The sequence below is a fragment of the Burkholderia diffusa genome (genome assembly GCF_902499115.1).
Taxonomy (GTDB): domain Bacteria; phylum Pseudomonadota; class Gammaproteobacteria; order Burkholderiales; family Burkholderiaceae; genus Burkholderia; species Burkholderia diffusa.
In genome coordinates this window covers 110,588-125,695 of the sequence record NZ_CABVPN010000014.1, presented here as the reverse complement: position 1 = coordinate 125,695, position 15,108 = coordinate 110,588, and the positions used below count along the sequence as shown (strand labels likewise).

General features: G+C 68.6%; 14 protein-coding genes. 11 read left to right on the top strand and 3 right to left on the bottom strand.

Features of this window, described 5'->3' with window-relative positions; translation table 11 throughout:
* Positions 1-74 precede the first annotated feature (74 nt).
* From BTE28158_RS16125 to pyrF, 10 genes are all read left to right on the top strand, one after another.
* A complete protein-coding gene (locus BTE28158_RS16125) occupies positions 75-974 on the top strand; it encodes an IclR family transcriptional regulator (RefSeq protein WP_059608207.1) in 900 nt (299 codons plus the stop codon).
* A complete protein-coding gene (locus BTE28158_RS16120; protein WP_151050649.1) occupies positions 971-2,005 on the top strand; it encodes a 2-dehydro-3-deoxygalactonokinase in 1,035 nt (344 codons plus the stop codon). The genes BTE28158_RS16125 and BTE28158_RS16120 overlap by 4 nt, the downstream gene beginning before the upstream one ends.
* Positions 2,006-2,018: 13 nt before the next feature.
* Positions 2,019-2,696 (top strand): 2-dehydro-3-deoxy-6-phosphogalactonate aldolase, encoded by a 678-nt coding sequence (locus BTE28158_RS16115; protein ID WP_124903784.1) that lies wholly within the window; start codon positions 2,019-2,021, stop codon positions 2,694-2,696.
* The gene (locus tag BTE28158_RS16110) at positions 2,696-3,475 is read left to right on the top strand and encodes an SDR family oxidoreductase (protein ID WP_124625068.1); all 780 of its coding nucleotides are present in this window, start codon (positions 2,696-2,698) and stop codon (positions 3,473-3,475) included. Before BTE28158_RS16115 ends, BTE28158_RS16110 begins: the two co-directional genes overlap by 1 nt.
* A gap of 102 nt (positions 3,476-3,577) precedes the next feature.
* Positions 3,578-4,573 carry an arabinose ABC transporter substrate-binding protein gene (locus BTE28158_RS16105; RefSeq protein ID WP_151050651.1) on the top strand — a complete coding sequence of 332 codons (996 nt, stop codon included), beginning with the start codon at positions 3,578-3,580 and terminating at the stop codon, positions 4,571-4,573.
* A gap of 67 nt (positions 4,574-4,640) precedes the next feature.
* The gene (gene araG, locus BTE28158_RS16100) at positions 4,641-6,152 is read left to right on the top strand and encodes an L-arabinose ABC transporter ATP-binding protein AraG (protein WP_124624781.1); all 1,512 of its coding nucleotides are present in this window, start codon (positions 4,641-4,643) and stop codon (positions 6,150-6,152) included.
* 90 nt (positions 6,153-6,242) lie between these two features.
* Positions 6,243-7,259, top strand: coding sequence for an L-arabinose ABC transporter permease AraH (gene araH, locus BTE28158_RS16095; RefSeq protein ID WP_059465359.1), 1,017 nt, complete (start codon positions 6,243-6,245; stop codon positions 7,257-7,259).
* 23 nt (positions 7,260-7,282) lie between these two features.
* Positions 7,283-8,098: an SDR family NAD(P)-dependent oxidoreductase gene (locus BTE28158_RS16090; protein WP_059608211.1), complete on the top strand. Its 816-nt coding sequence runs from the start codon at positions 7,283-7,285 to the stop codon at positions 8,096-8,098.
* 74 nt (positions 8,099-8,172) lie between these two features.
* Entirely contained in the window at positions 8,173-9,234 is a 1,062-nt protein-coding gene (locus BTE28158_RS16085) for an aldose 1-epimerase (protein ID WP_174919960.1), read from the top strand.
* Between the two features lie 39 nt (positions 9,235-9,273).
* A complete protein-coding gene (gene pyrF, locus BTE28158_RS16080) occupies positions 9,274-10,101 on the top strand; it encodes an orotidine-5'-phosphate decarboxylase (protein WP_069247098.1) in 828 nt (275 codons plus the stop codon).
* Between the two features lie 256 nt (positions 10,102-10,357).
* Here the strand turns inward: pyrF and BTE28158_RS16075 are convergent, their stop codons facing one another.
* Genes BTE28158_RS16075 through thiL form a run of 3 tightly spaced genes read right to left on the bottom strand, consistent with a single transcriptional unit; the run spans position 10,358 to position 12,456 of the window.
* Positions 10,358-10,858 carry a CinA family protein gene (locus BTE28158_RS16075; protein WP_151051949.1) on the bottom strand — a complete coding sequence of 167 codons (501 nt, stop codon included), beginning with the start codon at positions 10,856-10,858 and terminating at the stop codon, positions 10,358-10,360.
* A gap of 31 nt (positions 10,859-10,889) precedes the next feature.
* The gene (locus BTE28158_RS16070) at positions 10,890-11,432 is read right to left on the bottom strand and encodes a phosphatidylglycerophosphatase A family protein (RefSeq protein WP_151051951.1); all 543 of its coding nucleotides are present in this window, start codon (positions 11,430-11,432) and stop codon (positions 10,890-10,892) included.
* Positions 11,422-12,456, bottom strand: a complete 1,035-nt coding sequence (gene thiL, locus BTE28158_RS16065) for a thiamine-phosphate kinase (RefSeq protein WP_151051953.1) — start codon at positions 12,454-12,456, stop codon at positions 11,422-11,424. The genes BTE28158_RS16070 and thiL overlap by 11 nt, the downstream gene beginning before the upstream one ends.
* A gap of 100 nt (positions 12,457-12,556) precedes the next feature.
* Between thiL and BTE28158_RS16060 the strand changes: the two genes are divergently transcribed.
* Positions 12,557-14,899 carry an NADP-dependent malic enzyme gene (locus BTE28158_RS16060; RefSeq protein WP_269467503.1) on the top strand — a complete coding sequence of 781 codons (2,343 nt, stop codon included), beginning with the start codon at positions 12,557-12,559 and terminating at the stop codon, positions 14,897-14,899.
* The last annotated feature ends 209 nt before the right edge of the window (positions 14,900-15,108 follow it).

The window sequence follows — 15,108 nt, the reverse complement described above, 5'->3', positions numbered from 1 at the left end:
CGTTGCCGCGACGCCCGACCTCGTTCCGGCGTCGCGACAGCGGCTTCACCGATTCGGCTGAAGAAACCCGTTCCATGACCAAGATGCCCGATTCCCTTGCTCTCGACGCCCGGCGCGCGACGCCGGGCGATGCGCCGCTCACCGACTCCATCGGCGCGACCAGCACGCCGCTCGACCTCACCGCGCAGCAGGCCGGTACGCAGACGCTGTTGCGCGGTCTCGCGATCCTCGAAGCGATCGCGAACGGCGCGCGCGACATGCGTGCGATCGGCGCCGCGCTCGGCACGACGCGCAGCACGACGCACCGTCTCGTCAGCAGCCTCGTGCAGGCGCGCTACCTGCGCCAGGTGCAGGGCGGCTACCTGCTCGGCCCGAAGCTGATCGAGCTCGGCACGATCGCGCTCGAACAGATGCCGCTCACGGCGGTCGCGCGGCCGCACCTCGAGGCGCTCGCCGAAGCGACGCTCGACACGATCCACCTCGGCGTGCGCGACGGCGATGACGTGCTGTACATCGACAAGATCCCCGGCACGCGCGGCCTCGAGATGCGCTCGCGTGTCGGCCACCGGATGCCGCTCGCGTCGACCGGCATCGGCAAGGCGATGATGCTCGACCTCGATCCGGACCTGTGGCGCTCGCTGTTCGAAGCCGCGCGGCGCGCGCTGGCCGGCGTCAACTTCAAGCCGGACAACCGGCCCGAGACGAGCGCGTTCCTGCAGCGCATGGCGCATTACGCGGCCGGCGGCTACACGTTCGACCTCGAGGAAAACGAGGCGTCGATCCGTTGCGTAGCCGCGCCGATCCGCGACGCGTCGGGCGCGATCGTCGCGGCCGTATCGGTCGCGAGCACGATTCCGTACATGCCGCACGACCGGATGGACGAACTGATTCCGCTCGTGCAGCGCGAAGCGCGAGCCATTTCCGCGGAACTGGGCTGGAGCCCGCCGCAGGGTACCCGCAGGATCAAACGATGACCAATTCGACCCGGACCGCTCCGGACGCCTCCTGCGCCGCACCGTCGCTGATCGCGCTCGACTGGGGCACGACGTCGCTGCGCGCGTATCTGTTCGACGCGCACGGTGCGCTGCTCGACACGCGCAGCCGCGCCGCGGGCGTGATGCATGTGCCGGCCGGCGGCGCGCGAGCCTTCGACGTCGTGTTCGAGGAAGCGTGCGGCGACTGGCTCGACCGCGCGCCGGGCGTGCCGGTGCTGGCCGCCGGGATGGTCGGCAGCGCACAGGGCTGGCGCGAGGCGCCGTACGTCCAGGTGCCGGCCGGTGCCGACGCGCTCGTCGCGGGGCTCGTCACGGTGACGACGTCGCGCGGCACGACGGTGTCGATCGTGCCGGGCGTGATCGCGACGGGCGAGTTGCCCGACGTGATGCGCGGCGAAGAAACGCAGATATTCGGCGCACTCGCGAACGATCCCATGCTTGATGCAGATCGTTCAGGCGTACTGATCGGATTGCCGGGCACGCATGCGAAGTGGGCATGGGTGAAGGACGGGCTCATCGAGCGCTTCCAGACCTTCATGACCGGCGAGTTGTTCGCGGCGCTGCGCGATCACACGATCCTCGGCCGCACGATGCGCGCGAGCGCGTCGCCCGACCGCGCGGCATTCGCGCGCGGCGTCGCGGTGGCCCGCGGTGCGCAGCGCGCGGGGTTGCTCGCGACGATCTTCAGCACGCGCACGCTCGGCCTGACCGACCGGCTCGCACCCGATGCGCAGGGCGATTATCTGTCCGGCCTGCTGATCGGCCATGAGCTGAACGCACTTGACGCGATGCTGGCGGAACGCGGTGTCGCGCTCGCGAACCAGCCGCTGCTGCTGATCGGCGACGACGGATTGTGCGCGCGCTACGTCGACGCGTTGAGCGTGTTCGGCTGCACGCATGCGCGTGTCGTCGCTCAGGCGACAGAGCGCGGCTTGTGGTGGATCGCGTCGCGCGCCGGGCTCGTGCGCGCGGATGGCGAGCCCGTCTGCGCCGACCAAAGAATCGATTGAAGAGGAACCGCCGATGTCGTCCGACCTTACGCTGCCCGCACCATACACGCCGCACGCCGCACTGATGCGCGCGTTCGACGCGTGCCCGCTGATCGCGATCATGCGCGGCATCACGTCCGCCGAAGCCGCTGACCACGGCCTTGCGCTGCACGAAGCGGGCTTCCGGATCGTCGAGGTGCCGCTCAACTCGCCCGATCCGTTCGGCAGCATCGCGGCGCTGCGCCGCGCGCTACCCGACGACATGATCGTCGGCGCTGGCACCGTGCTGCGCGCCGAGCATGTCGACCGCGTGCAGGACGCGGGCGGCACGCTGATCGTGATGCCGCACAGCGACGCGGCCGTGATCCGCCGTGCGCGCGAGCGCGGGCTCGCGAGCGCACCGGGCGTCGCGACGCCGACCGAGGCGTTTGCCGCGCTCGCGAACGGCGCCGACGTGCTGAAGATGTTCCCGGCCGAGCAGCTCGGCGTGCCCGTCGTGAAGGCGTGGCGTGCGGTGATCGACCGCGCGGTGCCGCTGATACCCGTCGGCGGAATTTCCCCGGACAACATGCAGCCGTTCCTCGCGGCCGGCGCCAACGGCTTCGGGCTCGGTTCGGCGCTGTACCGGCCCGGCCAGTCGGCGGAGGCGACCGCGGCGAATGCGCGCGCGTTCCAGGCCGGCCTGCGCGTGGCGCGCGGCGGAGCCGCATGATGGGACGTCTCGCGGGCAAGGTCGCGATGGTGACGGGCGCCGGCCGCGGGATCGGCGCCGCGATCGCGCAGGCGTTCGCGCGCGAGGGCGCGGCCGTCGCGCTCGTCGACCTCGATTTCCCGCAAGCGCAGCGCACGGCGGCGGCGATCGCCGACGACATCGATGGCGCGCGCGTGCTGCCGCTGCATGCGGATGTCGCGCGGCAGGATTCGGTGCGCGACGCGCTCGCGCAGACCGAAGCCGCATTCGGCCCGCTCGACGTGCTCGTGAACAACGCGGGCATCAATGTGTTCGCCGATCCGCTGACGATGACGGACGAAGACTGGCGCCGCTGCTTCGCGGTCGACCTCGACGGCGTATGGCACGGCTGCCGCGCGGCGCTGCCGGGGATGGTCGAACGCGGCCGCGGCAGCATCGTGAACATCGCGTCGACGCATGCGTTCCGGATCATCCCGGGCTGCTTTCCGTACCCCGTCGCGAAACACGGCGTGCTGGGCCTCACGCGTGCGCTCGGCATCGAATACGCGGCGCGCAACGTGCGCGTGAACGCGATCGCGCCCGGTTACATCGAGACGCAGCTCACGCGCGACTGGTGGGACGCGCAGGCCGACCCGGCCGCGGCGCGCGCCGAGACGCTCGCGCTGCAGCCGATGAAGCGGATCGGCAAGCCGGAAGAAGTCGCGATGACGGCCGTGTTTCTCGCCTCCGACGAGGCGCCGTTCATCAATGCGGCTTGCATCACCGTCGACGGCGGGCGCGCGGCGCTGTACCACGACTGACGCAACGATTCGACAGACCGCACGTGCGACGGCCGCGCGCACGCTGCGTCGAAACCAACAAGCGGCTGTATTCCGTTCGATGAAGACAAGGAGACACTGGAGATGAAACGCAGAACCTTCGTAACGCTGGCCGCCGCGGCGGCAGTGGTGATCGGAAGCCCGGTCGCGCATGCGGCCGACCCGGTCAAGATCGGCTTCCTGGTGAAGCAGCCGGAAGAGCCGTGGTTCCAGGACGAGTGGAAGTTCGCCGAGATCGCGGCGAAGAACAAGGGCTTCACGCTCGTGAAGATCGGCGCGCCGTCGGGCGAGAAGGTGATGAGCGCGATCGACAACCTGTCCGCGCAGAAGGCGCAGGGCTTCATCATCTGCACGCCCGACGTGAAGCTCGGGCCGGGCATCGTCGCGAAGGCGAAGTCGCACAACCTGAAGATGATGACGGTCGACGATCGCCTCGTCGACGGCGCGGGCAAGCCGATCGAGGCGGTGCCGCACATGGGGATCTCCGCGTACAACATCGGCAAGCAGGTCGGCGACGGCATCGCGGCCGAGATCAAGAAGCGCGGCTGGGACATGAAGGACGTCGGCGCGATCGACATCACCTACGAGCAGCTGCCGACTGCGCACGACCGCACGAGCGGCGCGACTGACGCGCTGGTGGCGGCCGGCTTCCCGAAGGCGAACGTGATCGCGGCGCCGCAGGCGAAGACCGATACCGAGAACGCGTTCAACGCGGCGAACATCGCGCTCACCAAGAACCCGCAGTTCAAGCACTGGGTGGCGTACGGCCTGAACGACGAGGCCGTGCTCGGCGCCGTGCGCGCGGCCGAAGGGCGCGGCTTCAAGGCGGACAACATGATCGGCATCGGCATCGGTGGTTCCGAATCGGCGCTGAACGAATTCAAGAAGCCGCGGCCGACGGGCTTCTACGGCACCGTGATCATCAGCCCGAAGCGCCACGGCGAGGAAACCTCGGACCTGATGTACGCGTGGATCACGCAGGGCAAGGCACCGCCGGCGCTGACGCTGACGACGGGCATGCTCGCGACGCGCGACAACGTGTCGAAGGTGCGCGACGAGATGGGGCTCGCATCGAAGTAAGCCGCCCGCCGGCTGCCGTGGCGATGCGGCGGCCGGCGATCGATGGAACTGCAAGTAGGGAGACGACGTGTCAGCGGCACTGCGTTTTGACAATATCGGCAAGGTATTTCCCGGCGTGCGCGCACTCGACGGCATCTCGTTCGACGTGCACGCGGGCGAGGTGCATGGCCTGATGGGCGAGAACGGCGCGGGCAAGTCGACGCTGCTGAAGATTCTCGGCGGCGAATACCAGCCCGATGCGGGCAGCGTGCTGGTCGACGGCCAGCCCGTGCATTTTTCGAGTGCGGCCGCGTCGATCGCGGCCGGCGTTGCGGTGATTCACCAGGAACTGCAGTACGTGCCCGACCTGACGGTCGCGGAGAACCTGTTGCTCGGCCGCCTGCCGAACGCGCTCGGCTGGGTGAGGAAGGGCGAGGCGAAGCGCCATGTGCGCGAACGGCTCGCGGCGATGGGCGTCGATCTCGATCCCGACGCGAAACTCGGGCGGCTGTCGATCGCGCAGCGGCAGATGGTCGAGATCTGCAAGGCGCTGATGCGCAACGCGCGCGTGATCGCGCTCGACGAACCGACGAGCTCGCTGTCGCATCGCGAGACCGAGGTGTTGTTCAAGCTCGTCGACGACCTGCGCGCGCAGGGCCGCGCGCTGATCTACATCTCGCACCGGATGGACGAGATCTACCGGCTGTGCGATGCGTGCACGATCTTTCGCGACGGGCGCAAGATCGCGTCGCACGAATCGCTCGCCGACGTGCCGCGCGAGCGGCTGGTCGCCGAGATGGTCGGGCGCGAGATCGCGGACATTTACCACTACGCGCCGCGTGCGCTCGGCGACGTGCGGTTTTCGGCCGAAGGCGTCGACGGCCCCGCGTTGCGCGAACCAGCGAGCTTCTCGGTGCGTGCCGGCGAGATCGTCGGCTTCTTCGGGCTGGTCGGCGCGGGGCGCAGCGAACTGATGCGGCTCGTGTACGGCGCGGACCGCCGACGCGCGGGCGCGCTGACGCTCGACGGCAAGCGCATCGACGTGAAGCGCACCGGCGACGCGATCCGTCACGGCATCGTGCTGTGCCCGGAAGACCGCAAGGAGGAAGGGATCATCGCGATGGCGTCGGTCGCCGAGAACATCAACATCAGCTGCCGCCGTCATTCGCTGCGCGCGGGCCTGTTCATCGACCGCAAGACCGAAAATGAAACGGCCGACCGCTTCATCCAGCGGCTGAAGATCAAGACGCCGAACCGGCGGCAGAAGATCCGTTTCCTGTCGGGCGGCAACCAGCAAAAGGCGATCCTGTCGCGCTGGCTCGCGGAGCCCGACCTGAAGGTCGTGATCCTCGACGAGCCGACGCGCGGCATCGACGTCGGCGCGAAGCACGAGATCTACGACGTGATCTACCGGCTCGCGGAGCGCGGCTGCGCGATCGTGATGGTGTCGTCGGAACTGCCGGAAGTGCTCGGCGTGTCCGACCGCATCGTCGTGATGCGCGAAGGCCGCATCGCGGGCGAGCTGCCGCGCGAGCAGGCGAACGAGCATGCGGTGCTGAGCCTCGCGCTGCCGCAGACCAGCGTCGTCGAGGCGGCCTGACGCGGTTTCAGGTCGCCTCGGGCGACGCACGACATTCGAATCGATCAAGCGCGGCGCGGGCCGCGCGACGCAGGAGCAGGAGACACAATCATGCAAGTCAGGGAAAACCTCGCCAGCGCAGCCGTGAAGCCGTCGGCCGACGCGCTGGTTCCACAACAGAGCGACCGCCAGAAGTGGTGGCAGCACCTCACCGAATACAGCCTGATCGCGATCTTCGCGGTGATGTTCGTGACGATGTCGCTGACGGTCGATCACTTCTTCTCGATCGACAACATGCTCGGCCTCGCGCTGTCGATCTCGCAGATCGGGATGGTCGCGTGCACGATGATGTTCTGTCTGGCCTCGCGCGACTTCGACCTGTCGATCGGCTCGACCGTCGCGTTCTCGGGCGTGCTGTGCGCGATGGTGCTGAATGCGACCGACAACACGTTCGTCGCGATCGTCGCGGCGGTCGCGGCCGGGGCGGCGATCGGCTTCGTGAACGGCGCGGTGATCGCGTACCTGCGCATCAACGCGCTGATCACGACGCTCGCGACGATGGAAATCGTGCGCGGGCTCGGCTTCATCGTGTCGAAGGGGCAGGCGGTCGGCGTGTCGTCGGATACGTTCATCGCGCTCGGCGGGCTGTCGCTCTTCGGCGTATCGCTGCCGATCTGGGTCACGCTCATGTGCTTCATCGTGTTCGGCGTGCTGCTGAACCAGACCGTGTACGGCCGCAACACGCTCGCGATCGGCGGCAACCCCGAGGCGTCGCGCCTCGCGGGGATCAACGTCGAACGCACGCGCGTCTACATCTTCCTGATCCAGGGCGCGGTGACGGCGCTCGCCGGCGTGATCCTCGCATCGCGCATTACGTCGGGCCAGCCGAACGCGGCGCAGGGCTTCGAGCTGAACGTGATCTCCGCGTGCGTGCTCGGCGGCGTGTCGCTGATGGGCGGCCGCGCGACGATCTCGGGCGTCGTGATCGGCGTGCTGATCATGGGCACCGTCGAGAACGTGATGAACCTGCTGAACATCGACGCGTTCTATCAGTACCTGGTGCGCGGCGCGATCCTGCTCGCGGCCGTGCTGCTCGACCAGCTGAAGAACCGCGGCGTACGCGACTGACCGATTCCACGGAGACGATTCGCATGACCATCGAAACTTCCGCGCAGGATTCGCGCGCCGCGAGCGACGCACGCTATGCGCGCTACCCGAGCCTCGAGGATCGCGCGGTGCTGATCACCGGCGGCGCGACCGGGATCGGCGCGGCGTTCGTCGAGCACTTCGCGCGGCAGGGCGCGCGCGTGGCGTTCGTCGATCTCGACGCGCACGCGGGCCAGGCGCTCGCGGAAACCCTCGCGCAGGCGCCGGACGTGCACCACGCGCCGCTGTTCATCCCGTGCGACCTGACCGACATCGACGCGCTGCGCCATGCGATCGACGCGATCCGCGCGCGCATCGGCGCGATCGCCGTGCTCGTGAACAACGCGGCGAACGACACGCGCCACGCGATCGGCGACGTGACGCCCGAGTCGTTCGACGCGGGCATCGCGGTGAATCTGCGCCATCAGTTCTTCGCCGCGCAGGCGGTGATCGACGACATGAAGCAGCGCGGCGGCGGCGCGATCATCAATCTCGGTTCGATCAGCTGGATGCTGAAGAACGGCGGCTACCCCGTCTACGTGATGGCGAAGGCGGCCGTGCAGGGCCTCACGCGCGGGCTCGCGCGCGATCTCGGCTCGTTCGGAATCCGCGTGAATTCGTTGGTGCCCGGCTGGGTGATGACCGACAAGCAGCGCAAGCTCTGGCTCGACGACGCGGGCCGTGCGGCGATCAAGGCCGGCCAGTGCATCGACGCCGAGCTGCTGCCGGACGATCTCGCGCGCATGGCGCTGTTTCTCGCGGCCGACGACAGCCGGATGATCACCGCGCAGGACGTGGTGGTCGACGGCGGCTGGGCCTGATTGCCGATGTTCGAATTCGCGCGGCACCGCGCGACGACCCGTATCACTTCATCGACGAAGGAAAGGAGCTCACCATGACCGCCACGTCCTCGCGCGCATCGTCGTCCACGAGCCAGTCGCGCCGCGCGCGCCTGGCTGCCGCCGCGCAGCCCGTCAGCGCCGGCCCGCAGACCGCCGCGTTCGCGCAGGGCGTCGGCACCGCGCATGCGGCGGTCGTCACGCTGTCGAATGCGGCGCTGCGGCTCGACGTGCTGCCGCATCTGGGCGGCGGCATCGCGCGCTTCGACTGGCGCGGCGATCACGGCGCGCTGGTGCCGGTGTTCCGGCGTTGCGAGCACCCGGAAACGGCGACGGATCCGAACGCGCTCGCCTGCTATCCGCTGCTGCCGTACTCGAACCGGATCGGCAACGGCCGTTTCGAATGCGACGGGCGCAGCGTCGCGGTGCCGCGCAACCGCCGCGACGAACCATTGCCGATTCACGGCGACGGCTGGCTCGCGCCGTGGCAGGTGGATGACGCAACCGACACGACGCTGCAGCTGTCGCTCGATCGCGCGAGCGGCGCGCCGTACGCGTTTCGCGCGATCCAGTCGTTCGCGCTCGACGATACGACGCTGTCGATCGCGCTGACGATCGAAAACGTGGGGCGTGCACGGCTGCCGTTCGGGCTCGGCATGCATCCGTTCCTCGTGCGCGACGACGCGACCGAGCTGGCCGCGGCCGCGGGCGGCCTGTGGCTGTCGGGTACGGATTTCCTGCCGGTGCGGCACGTGAGCGTGCCGCCGGCCTGGCAGTTCGGCGTCGCATATCCGTTGCCGGCGACGCTCGTCAATCATGCGTTCACCGGCTGGGGCGGCCACGCGACGGTGAGCTGGCCGCGCCGCGGGCTGTTGTTGACGATCGCGGCCGACGCCGATGCGTACGTGCTCTATACGCCGCCCGGCGAGCATTTTTTCTGCTTCGAGCCGGTCGATCATCCGATCAATGCGGTGAACCTGCCGGGCGGCGCGGCCGCGCACGGGATGACGCTGCTCGCGCCGGGCGAGCGGCTCACGCGGCGTTTCGCATTCACCGTCGAGCGGTCCGATGCGCGCATCGACGCCGCCGCGCGCGAAGGACGCCGGCGACGCGGGTAAAATACGCGGTCTACCAACGGTTTGCCGCGAGTATCCGCCATGTCTTCCCCGCTTACTTTCATCGAATCGCTGCGCGCCGCGTGGCAGCGCACGAATTCGCTGCTGTGCGTCGGCCTCGACCCCGAGCCGTCGCGCTTTCCCGTGCAGTTCGACGGCCAGCCCGACGCGATCTTCGAATTCTGCCGGCAGATCGTCGACGCGACCGCTGAATACGCGAGTGCGTTCAAGCCGCAGATCGCGTACTTTGCCGCGCATCGCGCGGAAGATCAGCTCGAGCGCCTGATCGCGCACATCCACCTCCAGCATCCGGGGCTGCCCGTGATCCTCGACGCGAAGCGCGGCGACATCGGCAGCACGGCCGAGCAGTACGCGCGCGAGGCGTTCGAGCGCTATCGCGCGGACGCGGTCACGGTGAACCCGTACATGGGCTACGACTCGGTGGAGCCGTACTTCGAGCATGAAGGCAAGGGCGTGATCGTGCTGTGCCGCACGTCCAACCCGGGCGGGTCGGACCTGCAGTTCCTCGACACCAACGGCCGGCCGCTGTACCAGGTCGTGGCCGACCTCGCGGCGAACAAGTGGAATGCGAAGAACGGCCAGCTCGGCCTCGTGGTCGGTGCGACGTTCCCGAAGGAAATCGAGATCGTGCGCGGGATCGTCGGCGACATGCCGCTCCTGATCCCCGGCATCGGCGCACAGGGCGGCGACGTGCAGGCGACCGTCAACGCGGGCCGCACCGCCGACGGCACCGGGATGATGATCAACTCGTCGCGCGCGATCCTGTACGCGAGCAAGGGTGAGGATTTCGCCGAAGCCGCCGCGCTCGCCGCGCAGAAGACGCGCGATACGATCAACGCGCATCGCTGAAATAGCGCTGAAACGCAGGCCGCCCGCCCGGGCGGCCTTTCACCGCCGAGCCCGCATCCGCGGGCCGCGCGCCTGCTTCGCGTGTCTGCCATCCTGGCGCACGCGAACAACTTTCCCGTCGCTTGCGCACCGCATGCCTGCGCGGCAGAAGGCGCTCGGCCTGCCGGCCACGGCGCACAAGAACTGGATCGTCGTGAAGCCCGACGCAATTCAGTCGGCGGGCAGGGGCGGCCGCCCCTGCCGCTGCGCCGGCGAATCAGCCTTCGCGCTCGTCGAGCAGCTTCAGCAGCCCGCGCAGCGCATGCGCGGCGGCCTGCGCGCGGATCTGCTCGCGGTCGCCCTTGAACACGAGGGTCTCGACGTCGGTATGCAGCCGGTTGCTCCATGCGAACGACACGGTGCCGACCGGCTTCTTCTCGCTGCCGCCGGCGGGACCGGCGATGCCGGTGACGGACAGCGCGACCTGCGCGCGGCTGTTGCGCAGCGCACCTTCGGCCATCGCGCGTGCGACCGGCTCGCTGACGGCGCCGTGTTTCTCGATCAGGTCGGGTGGAACGCCGATCATGTCGATCTTCGCCTGGTTCGAGTAGGTGACGAAGCCGCGCTCGAACCACTGGCTGCTGCCGGAGATGTCGGTGATCGCGGCGGCGATCATGCCGCCCGTGCAGGATTCGGCGGTGGCGAGCGACAGGTGCTCGTCACGCAGCTTGTTGCCTGCGCGGATCGCAAGCTGATGGACGACGGAATCGGTTGGCATGCGCGTCGGGAACGGGGAGTCGGGAAATCGGTCAGCCGACGACGGAGCGCCAGGCGGCGATCACGAGCAGCGTCATGAACGCGGCGATCAGGTCGTCGACCATGATGCCGAGCCCGCCTTTCACGCGACGGTCGAAATAGCGGATCGGCGGCGGCTTGAGCATGTCGAAGAAGCGGAACACGACGAACGCCCACAACTGGCCGATGAAGGTCGCGGGCGTGACGAACAGCATCACGAGCCAGATCGCGACGATTTCGTCCCAGACGACGGCGCCCGGATCGGACGTGCCCATCTTTCGTGCGGTGAAACCGGTGATCCACGTGCCCGCCGCGAAACCGACCGCGATCAGCGCCCACCATTCGGGCACCGTCAGGTAGCGATTGAGCACCACGAACGTGAGCCAGCCGAACAGCGAGCCGAACGTGCCGGGCATGAACGGCGCGAGCCCGCTGCCGAAGCCGAGCGACACGATGTGCACCGGGTGCGACAGCATGAAGCGCGCCGTGGCGCGCTGCGGCACGTTCCGGGCGGCGCCGGGCGCGGCCGCGGATTGCCCGGTCGGGTCAGTCTGCATGGAAGTGGTCGAAACCGTGCAACGTGAGAGTCAGGGGGGCGCCGGCGGCGTCGCGCCACGCGATCGCGGGCTGCTCCGACGGCGAGGACAACGCGCGTATTGTACCGACTCGCGTCACCCGGACGCCGGCACTCGCGCCCGCTGCCTCGATCGTCGCGCGGGCCGCGGCCGGCGCGGTGAAGCACAGCTCGTAGTCGTCGCCGCCGGCGAGCATGCAGCGTCGCTGCACGTCGGGCGGCAGCGTCGTGAGCGCGGCCGAGCGCGGCACCGCGTCGGCGTCGATCTCGGCGCGCACGTTCGAGCGGGTCAGGATGTGCTGCAAGTCGCCGGCGAGGCCGTCCGAGATGTCGAGCGCCGCATGTGCGACGCCCGCGAGCGCAAGCCCGAGCGCGATGCGCGGCTCGGGACGCTCGAGCGCCTGCCGGAACACGGCGGCTTCGTCCGCGCCGGCGGTCCATTCGCCGCGCGCGAGTCCGAGCCCAGCACGGGCGTCGCCGAGCGTGCCGGACACCCAGACGTCGTCGCCGTCACGCGCGGCATCGCGCCGCAACGCCGCGTCCGGCGAGACTTCGCCGAACACGGTCACGCACAGGTTCAGCGGCCCGCTCGTCGTGTCGCCGCCGATCAGTTCGCAGCCGAACCGCTCGGCAAGCGCGAACAACCCGTTGCTGAACGCCTCGAGCCACGCCGCGTCCGCGCGCGGCAGTGCGCACGCGAGCGTGAACGCGCGCGGCTCGGCACCCATCGCCGCGAGATCCGACAGGTTGACCGCAAGCGTCTTGTGGCCGAGCGCGTCGGGCGCGACATCGGGGAAGAAATGGCGGCCTTCGACCAGCATGTCCGTCGAAATGGCCAGCAATTTGCCGGATCGAGGGGCGATCAGCGCGCAATCGTCGCCGATACCGAGCGTCGACGCACGCGTCCCCCGGGCCGCGCGGCGCGCGAAGAAGCGATCGATCAGCGAAAACTCGGACAGGGCGGCTGGCACGGCGGACGGACCCGGAAGCGGTGAAGGGAACGGCATTGTACGCAGCGAACGGCGCCGTTCCTGCACCGTTCAGTACATTTTTGTCGCGGCTGTCGCACCCGAATCGCCGGTCTGGGGGCCTTCGATTGGCGCTACAATGCCGTCGAACAGTTATTCTAATCCGCCCGTCAAGAGACACATGTCGACCCAAGCCTCCTCCAAAGCCAAGCTCCGCGAAGCCGCACTCGACTATCACGAATTCCCGACGCCGGGGAAAATCGCGATCGCCCCGACCAAGCAGATGATCAACCAGCGCGACCTCGCGCTCGCGTATTCGCCGGGTGTCGCCTACGCGTGCGAGGAGATCGTCGAGAACCCGCTGAACGCCGCGCGCTTCACCGCGCGCAGCAACCTGGTCGGCGTCGTCACGAACGGCACCGCGGTGCTCGGGCTCGGCAACATCGGCCCGCTCGCGTCGAAGCCGGTGATGGAAGGCAAGGCCGTACTGTTCAAGAAGTTCGCCGGCATCGACGTGTTCGACATCGAGCTGAACGAGTCGGACCCGCACAAGCTGGTCGACGTGATCGCCGCGCTGGAGCCGACCTTCGGCGGGATCAACCTGGAAGACATCAAGGCGCCGGATTGCTTCATCGTCGAGCGCGAAGCGCGCAAGCGGATGAAGATCCCGGTGTTCCACGACGACCAGCACGGCACCGCGATCGTCGTGGCCGCGGCCGTCACGAACGGCCTCAAGGTCGTCGGCAAGGACATCAAGAAGGTGAAGCTCGTCGCGTCCGGCGCGGGTGCGGCCGCGCTGGCGTGCCTGGACCTGCTGGTCGACATCGGCCTGCCGCTCGAGAACATCACCGTGACCGACCTGGCCGGCGTGGTCTACAAGGGCCGCACCGAGCTGATGGATCCGGACAAGGAGCGTTTCGCCCGCGAAACCGACGCCCGCACGCTGGCCGAGGTGATCGACGGCGCGGACATCTTCCTCGGCCTGTCGGCCGCCGGCGTGCTGAAGCCGGAGATGGTGAAGGGCATGGCCGAGCGCCCGCTGATCCTCGCGCTCGCGAACCCGACGCCGGAAATCCTGCCGGAAGCGGCGCTCGAAGTGCGCCCCGACGCGATCCTCGCGACCGGCCGCACCGACTATCCGAACCAGGTCAACAACGTCCTGTGCTTCCCGTTCATCTTCCGCGGCGCGCTCGACGTCGGCGCGACGACGATCACGCGTGAAATGGAGATCGCGGCCGTCAACGCGATCGCCGAACTCGCGCAGCACGAGCAGAGCGACATCGTCGCGACCGCGTACGGGATCCAGGACCTGTCGTTCGGACCCGAATACCTGATTCCGAAGCCGTTCGATCCGCGCCTGATCGTCAAGATCGCGCCGGCCGTCGCGCAGGCCGCGATGGACGGTGGCGTCGCGACGCGCCCGATCGAGGACATGGAGGCGTACCGCGTTCACCTCCAGCAGTTCGTGTACCACAGCGGCACGACGATGAAGCCGATCTTCCAGCTCGCGCGCAGCGCGCCGGCGGAGAAGAAGCGCGTCGTGTTCGCGGAAGGCGAGGAAGAGCGCGTGCTGCGCGCCGTCCAGATCATCGTCGACGAGAAGCTCGCGACGCCGATCCTGATCGGCCGTCCGTCGGTGATCGAGCACCGTATCCAGCGCTACGGCCTGCGCCTCACGCCGGGCACCGACTTCACGGTCGTCAACACCGAACACGACGAGCGCTACCGCGACTTCTGGCAGACGTACTACAAGATGATGGCGCGCAAGGGCATCAGCGAGCAGCTGGCCCGTGTCGAGATGCGCCGCCGCACGACGCTGATCGGCTCGATGCTGGTGAAGAAGGGCGAAGCGGACGGGATGATCTGCGGCACGATCAGCACCACCCACCGCCATCTTCACTTCATCGACCAGGTGATCGGCAAGCGCCCTGGCTGCAGCGTGTACGCGGCGATGAACGGCCTCGTGCTGCCGGGCCGCCAGATCTTCCTGGTCGACACGCACGTGAACGTCGATCCGACCCCGGAGCAACTTGCCGAGATCACGATCATGGCCGCGGAAGAAGTGCGCCGGTTCGGCATCGAGCCGAAGGTCGCGCTGCTGTCGCACTCGAATTTCGGCACGAGCAACGCGCCTTCGGCGCAGAAGATGCGCGATACGCTCGCGATCCTGCAGGAACGTGCGCCGGAGTTGAAGGTCGACGGCGAAATGCATGGCGACGTCGCGCTCGACGCGGCGCTGCGCAAGGAAATCCTGCCCGAATCGACGCTGGAAGGCGATGCGAACCTGCTGATCCTGCCGAACATCGATGCCGCGAACATCGCGTACAACCTGCTGAAGACGGCCGCCGGCAACAACATCGCTATCGGGCCGATCCTGCTGGGCGCAGCCCAGCCGGTGCACGTGCTGACCGAATCGGCGACCGTTCGCCGCATCGTCAACATGGCGGCGCTGCTGGTCGCCGACGTGAACGCCGCACGCTGAGTCGGAACGAACCGCGCGGCAACGGTCGAACCGGTGCCGCGCGCCGGGCGAAATTGTAAACAAAAGCAAAAAGAGGCGTGCCCGCAAAGGGCACGCCGTCGGGCAGGGCGCAAACGCGCTTCCCGCAAGCAGCAGCAGCATCTCTCCACTCCGGGTAGCGAGCGTGGCAAGGAGGCAGGGTCTTGCCATACGAGAGATGCCGCCGGTAT

Excerpts from the sequence above, each read along its gene's own strand:
- pyrF (WP_069247098.1), top strand. The coding sequence starts at position 9,274 with ATGTCTTCCCCGCTTACTTTCATCGAATCGCTGCGCGCCGCGTGGCAG.
- BTE28158_RS16120 (WP_151050649.1), top strand. The coding sequence starts at position 971 with ATGACCAATTCGACCCGGACCGCTCCGGACGCCTCCTGCGCCGCACCG.
- BTE28158_RS16115 (WP_124903784.1), top strand. The coding sequence starts at position 2,019 with ATGTCGTCCGACCTTACGCTGCCCGCACCATACACGCCGCACGCCGCA.
- araH (WP_059465359.1), top strand. The coding sequence starts at position 6,243 with ATGCAAGTCAGGGAAAACCTCGCCAGCGCAGCCGTGAAGCCGTCGGCC.
- BTE28158_RS16085 (WP_174919960.1), top strand. The coding sequence starts at position 8,173 with ATGACCGCCACGTCCTCGCGCGCATCGTCGTCCACGAGCCAGTCGCGC.
- BTE28158_RS16110 (WP_124625068.1), top strand. The coding sequence starts at position 2,696 with ATGGGACGTCTCGCGGGCAAGGTCGCGATGGTGACGGGCGCCGGCCGC.
- BTE28158_RS16090 (WP_059608211.1), top strand. The coding sequence starts at position 7,283 with ATGACCATCGAAACTTCCGCGCAGGATTCGCGCGCCGCGAGCGACGCA.
- thiL (WP_151051953.1), bottom strand. The coding sequence starts at position 12,456 with ATGCCGTTCCCTTCACCGCTTCCGGGTCCGTCCGCCGTGCCAGCCGCC.
- BTE28158_RS16070 (WP_151051951.1), bottom strand. The coding sequence starts at position 11,432 with ATGCAGACTGACCCGACCGGGCAATCCGCGGCCGCGCCCGGCGCCGCC.
- BTE28158_RS16125 (WP_059608207.1), top strand. The coding sequence starts at position 75 with ATGACCAAGATGCCCGATTCCCTTGCTCTCGACGCCCGGCGCGCGACG.
- BTE28158_RS16105 (WP_151050651.1), top strand. The coding sequence starts at position 3,578 with ATGAAACGCAGAACCTTCGTAACGCTGGCCGCCGCGGCGGCAGTGGTG.
- BTE28158_RS16060 (WP_269467503.1), top strand. The coding sequence starts at position 12,557 with ATGCCGTCGAACAGTTATTCTAATCCGCCCGTCAAGAGACACATGTCG.
- BTE28158_RS16075 (WP_151051949.1), bottom strand. The coding sequence starts at position 10,858 with ATGCCAACCGATTCCGTCGTCCATCAGCTTGCGATCCGCGCAGGCAAC.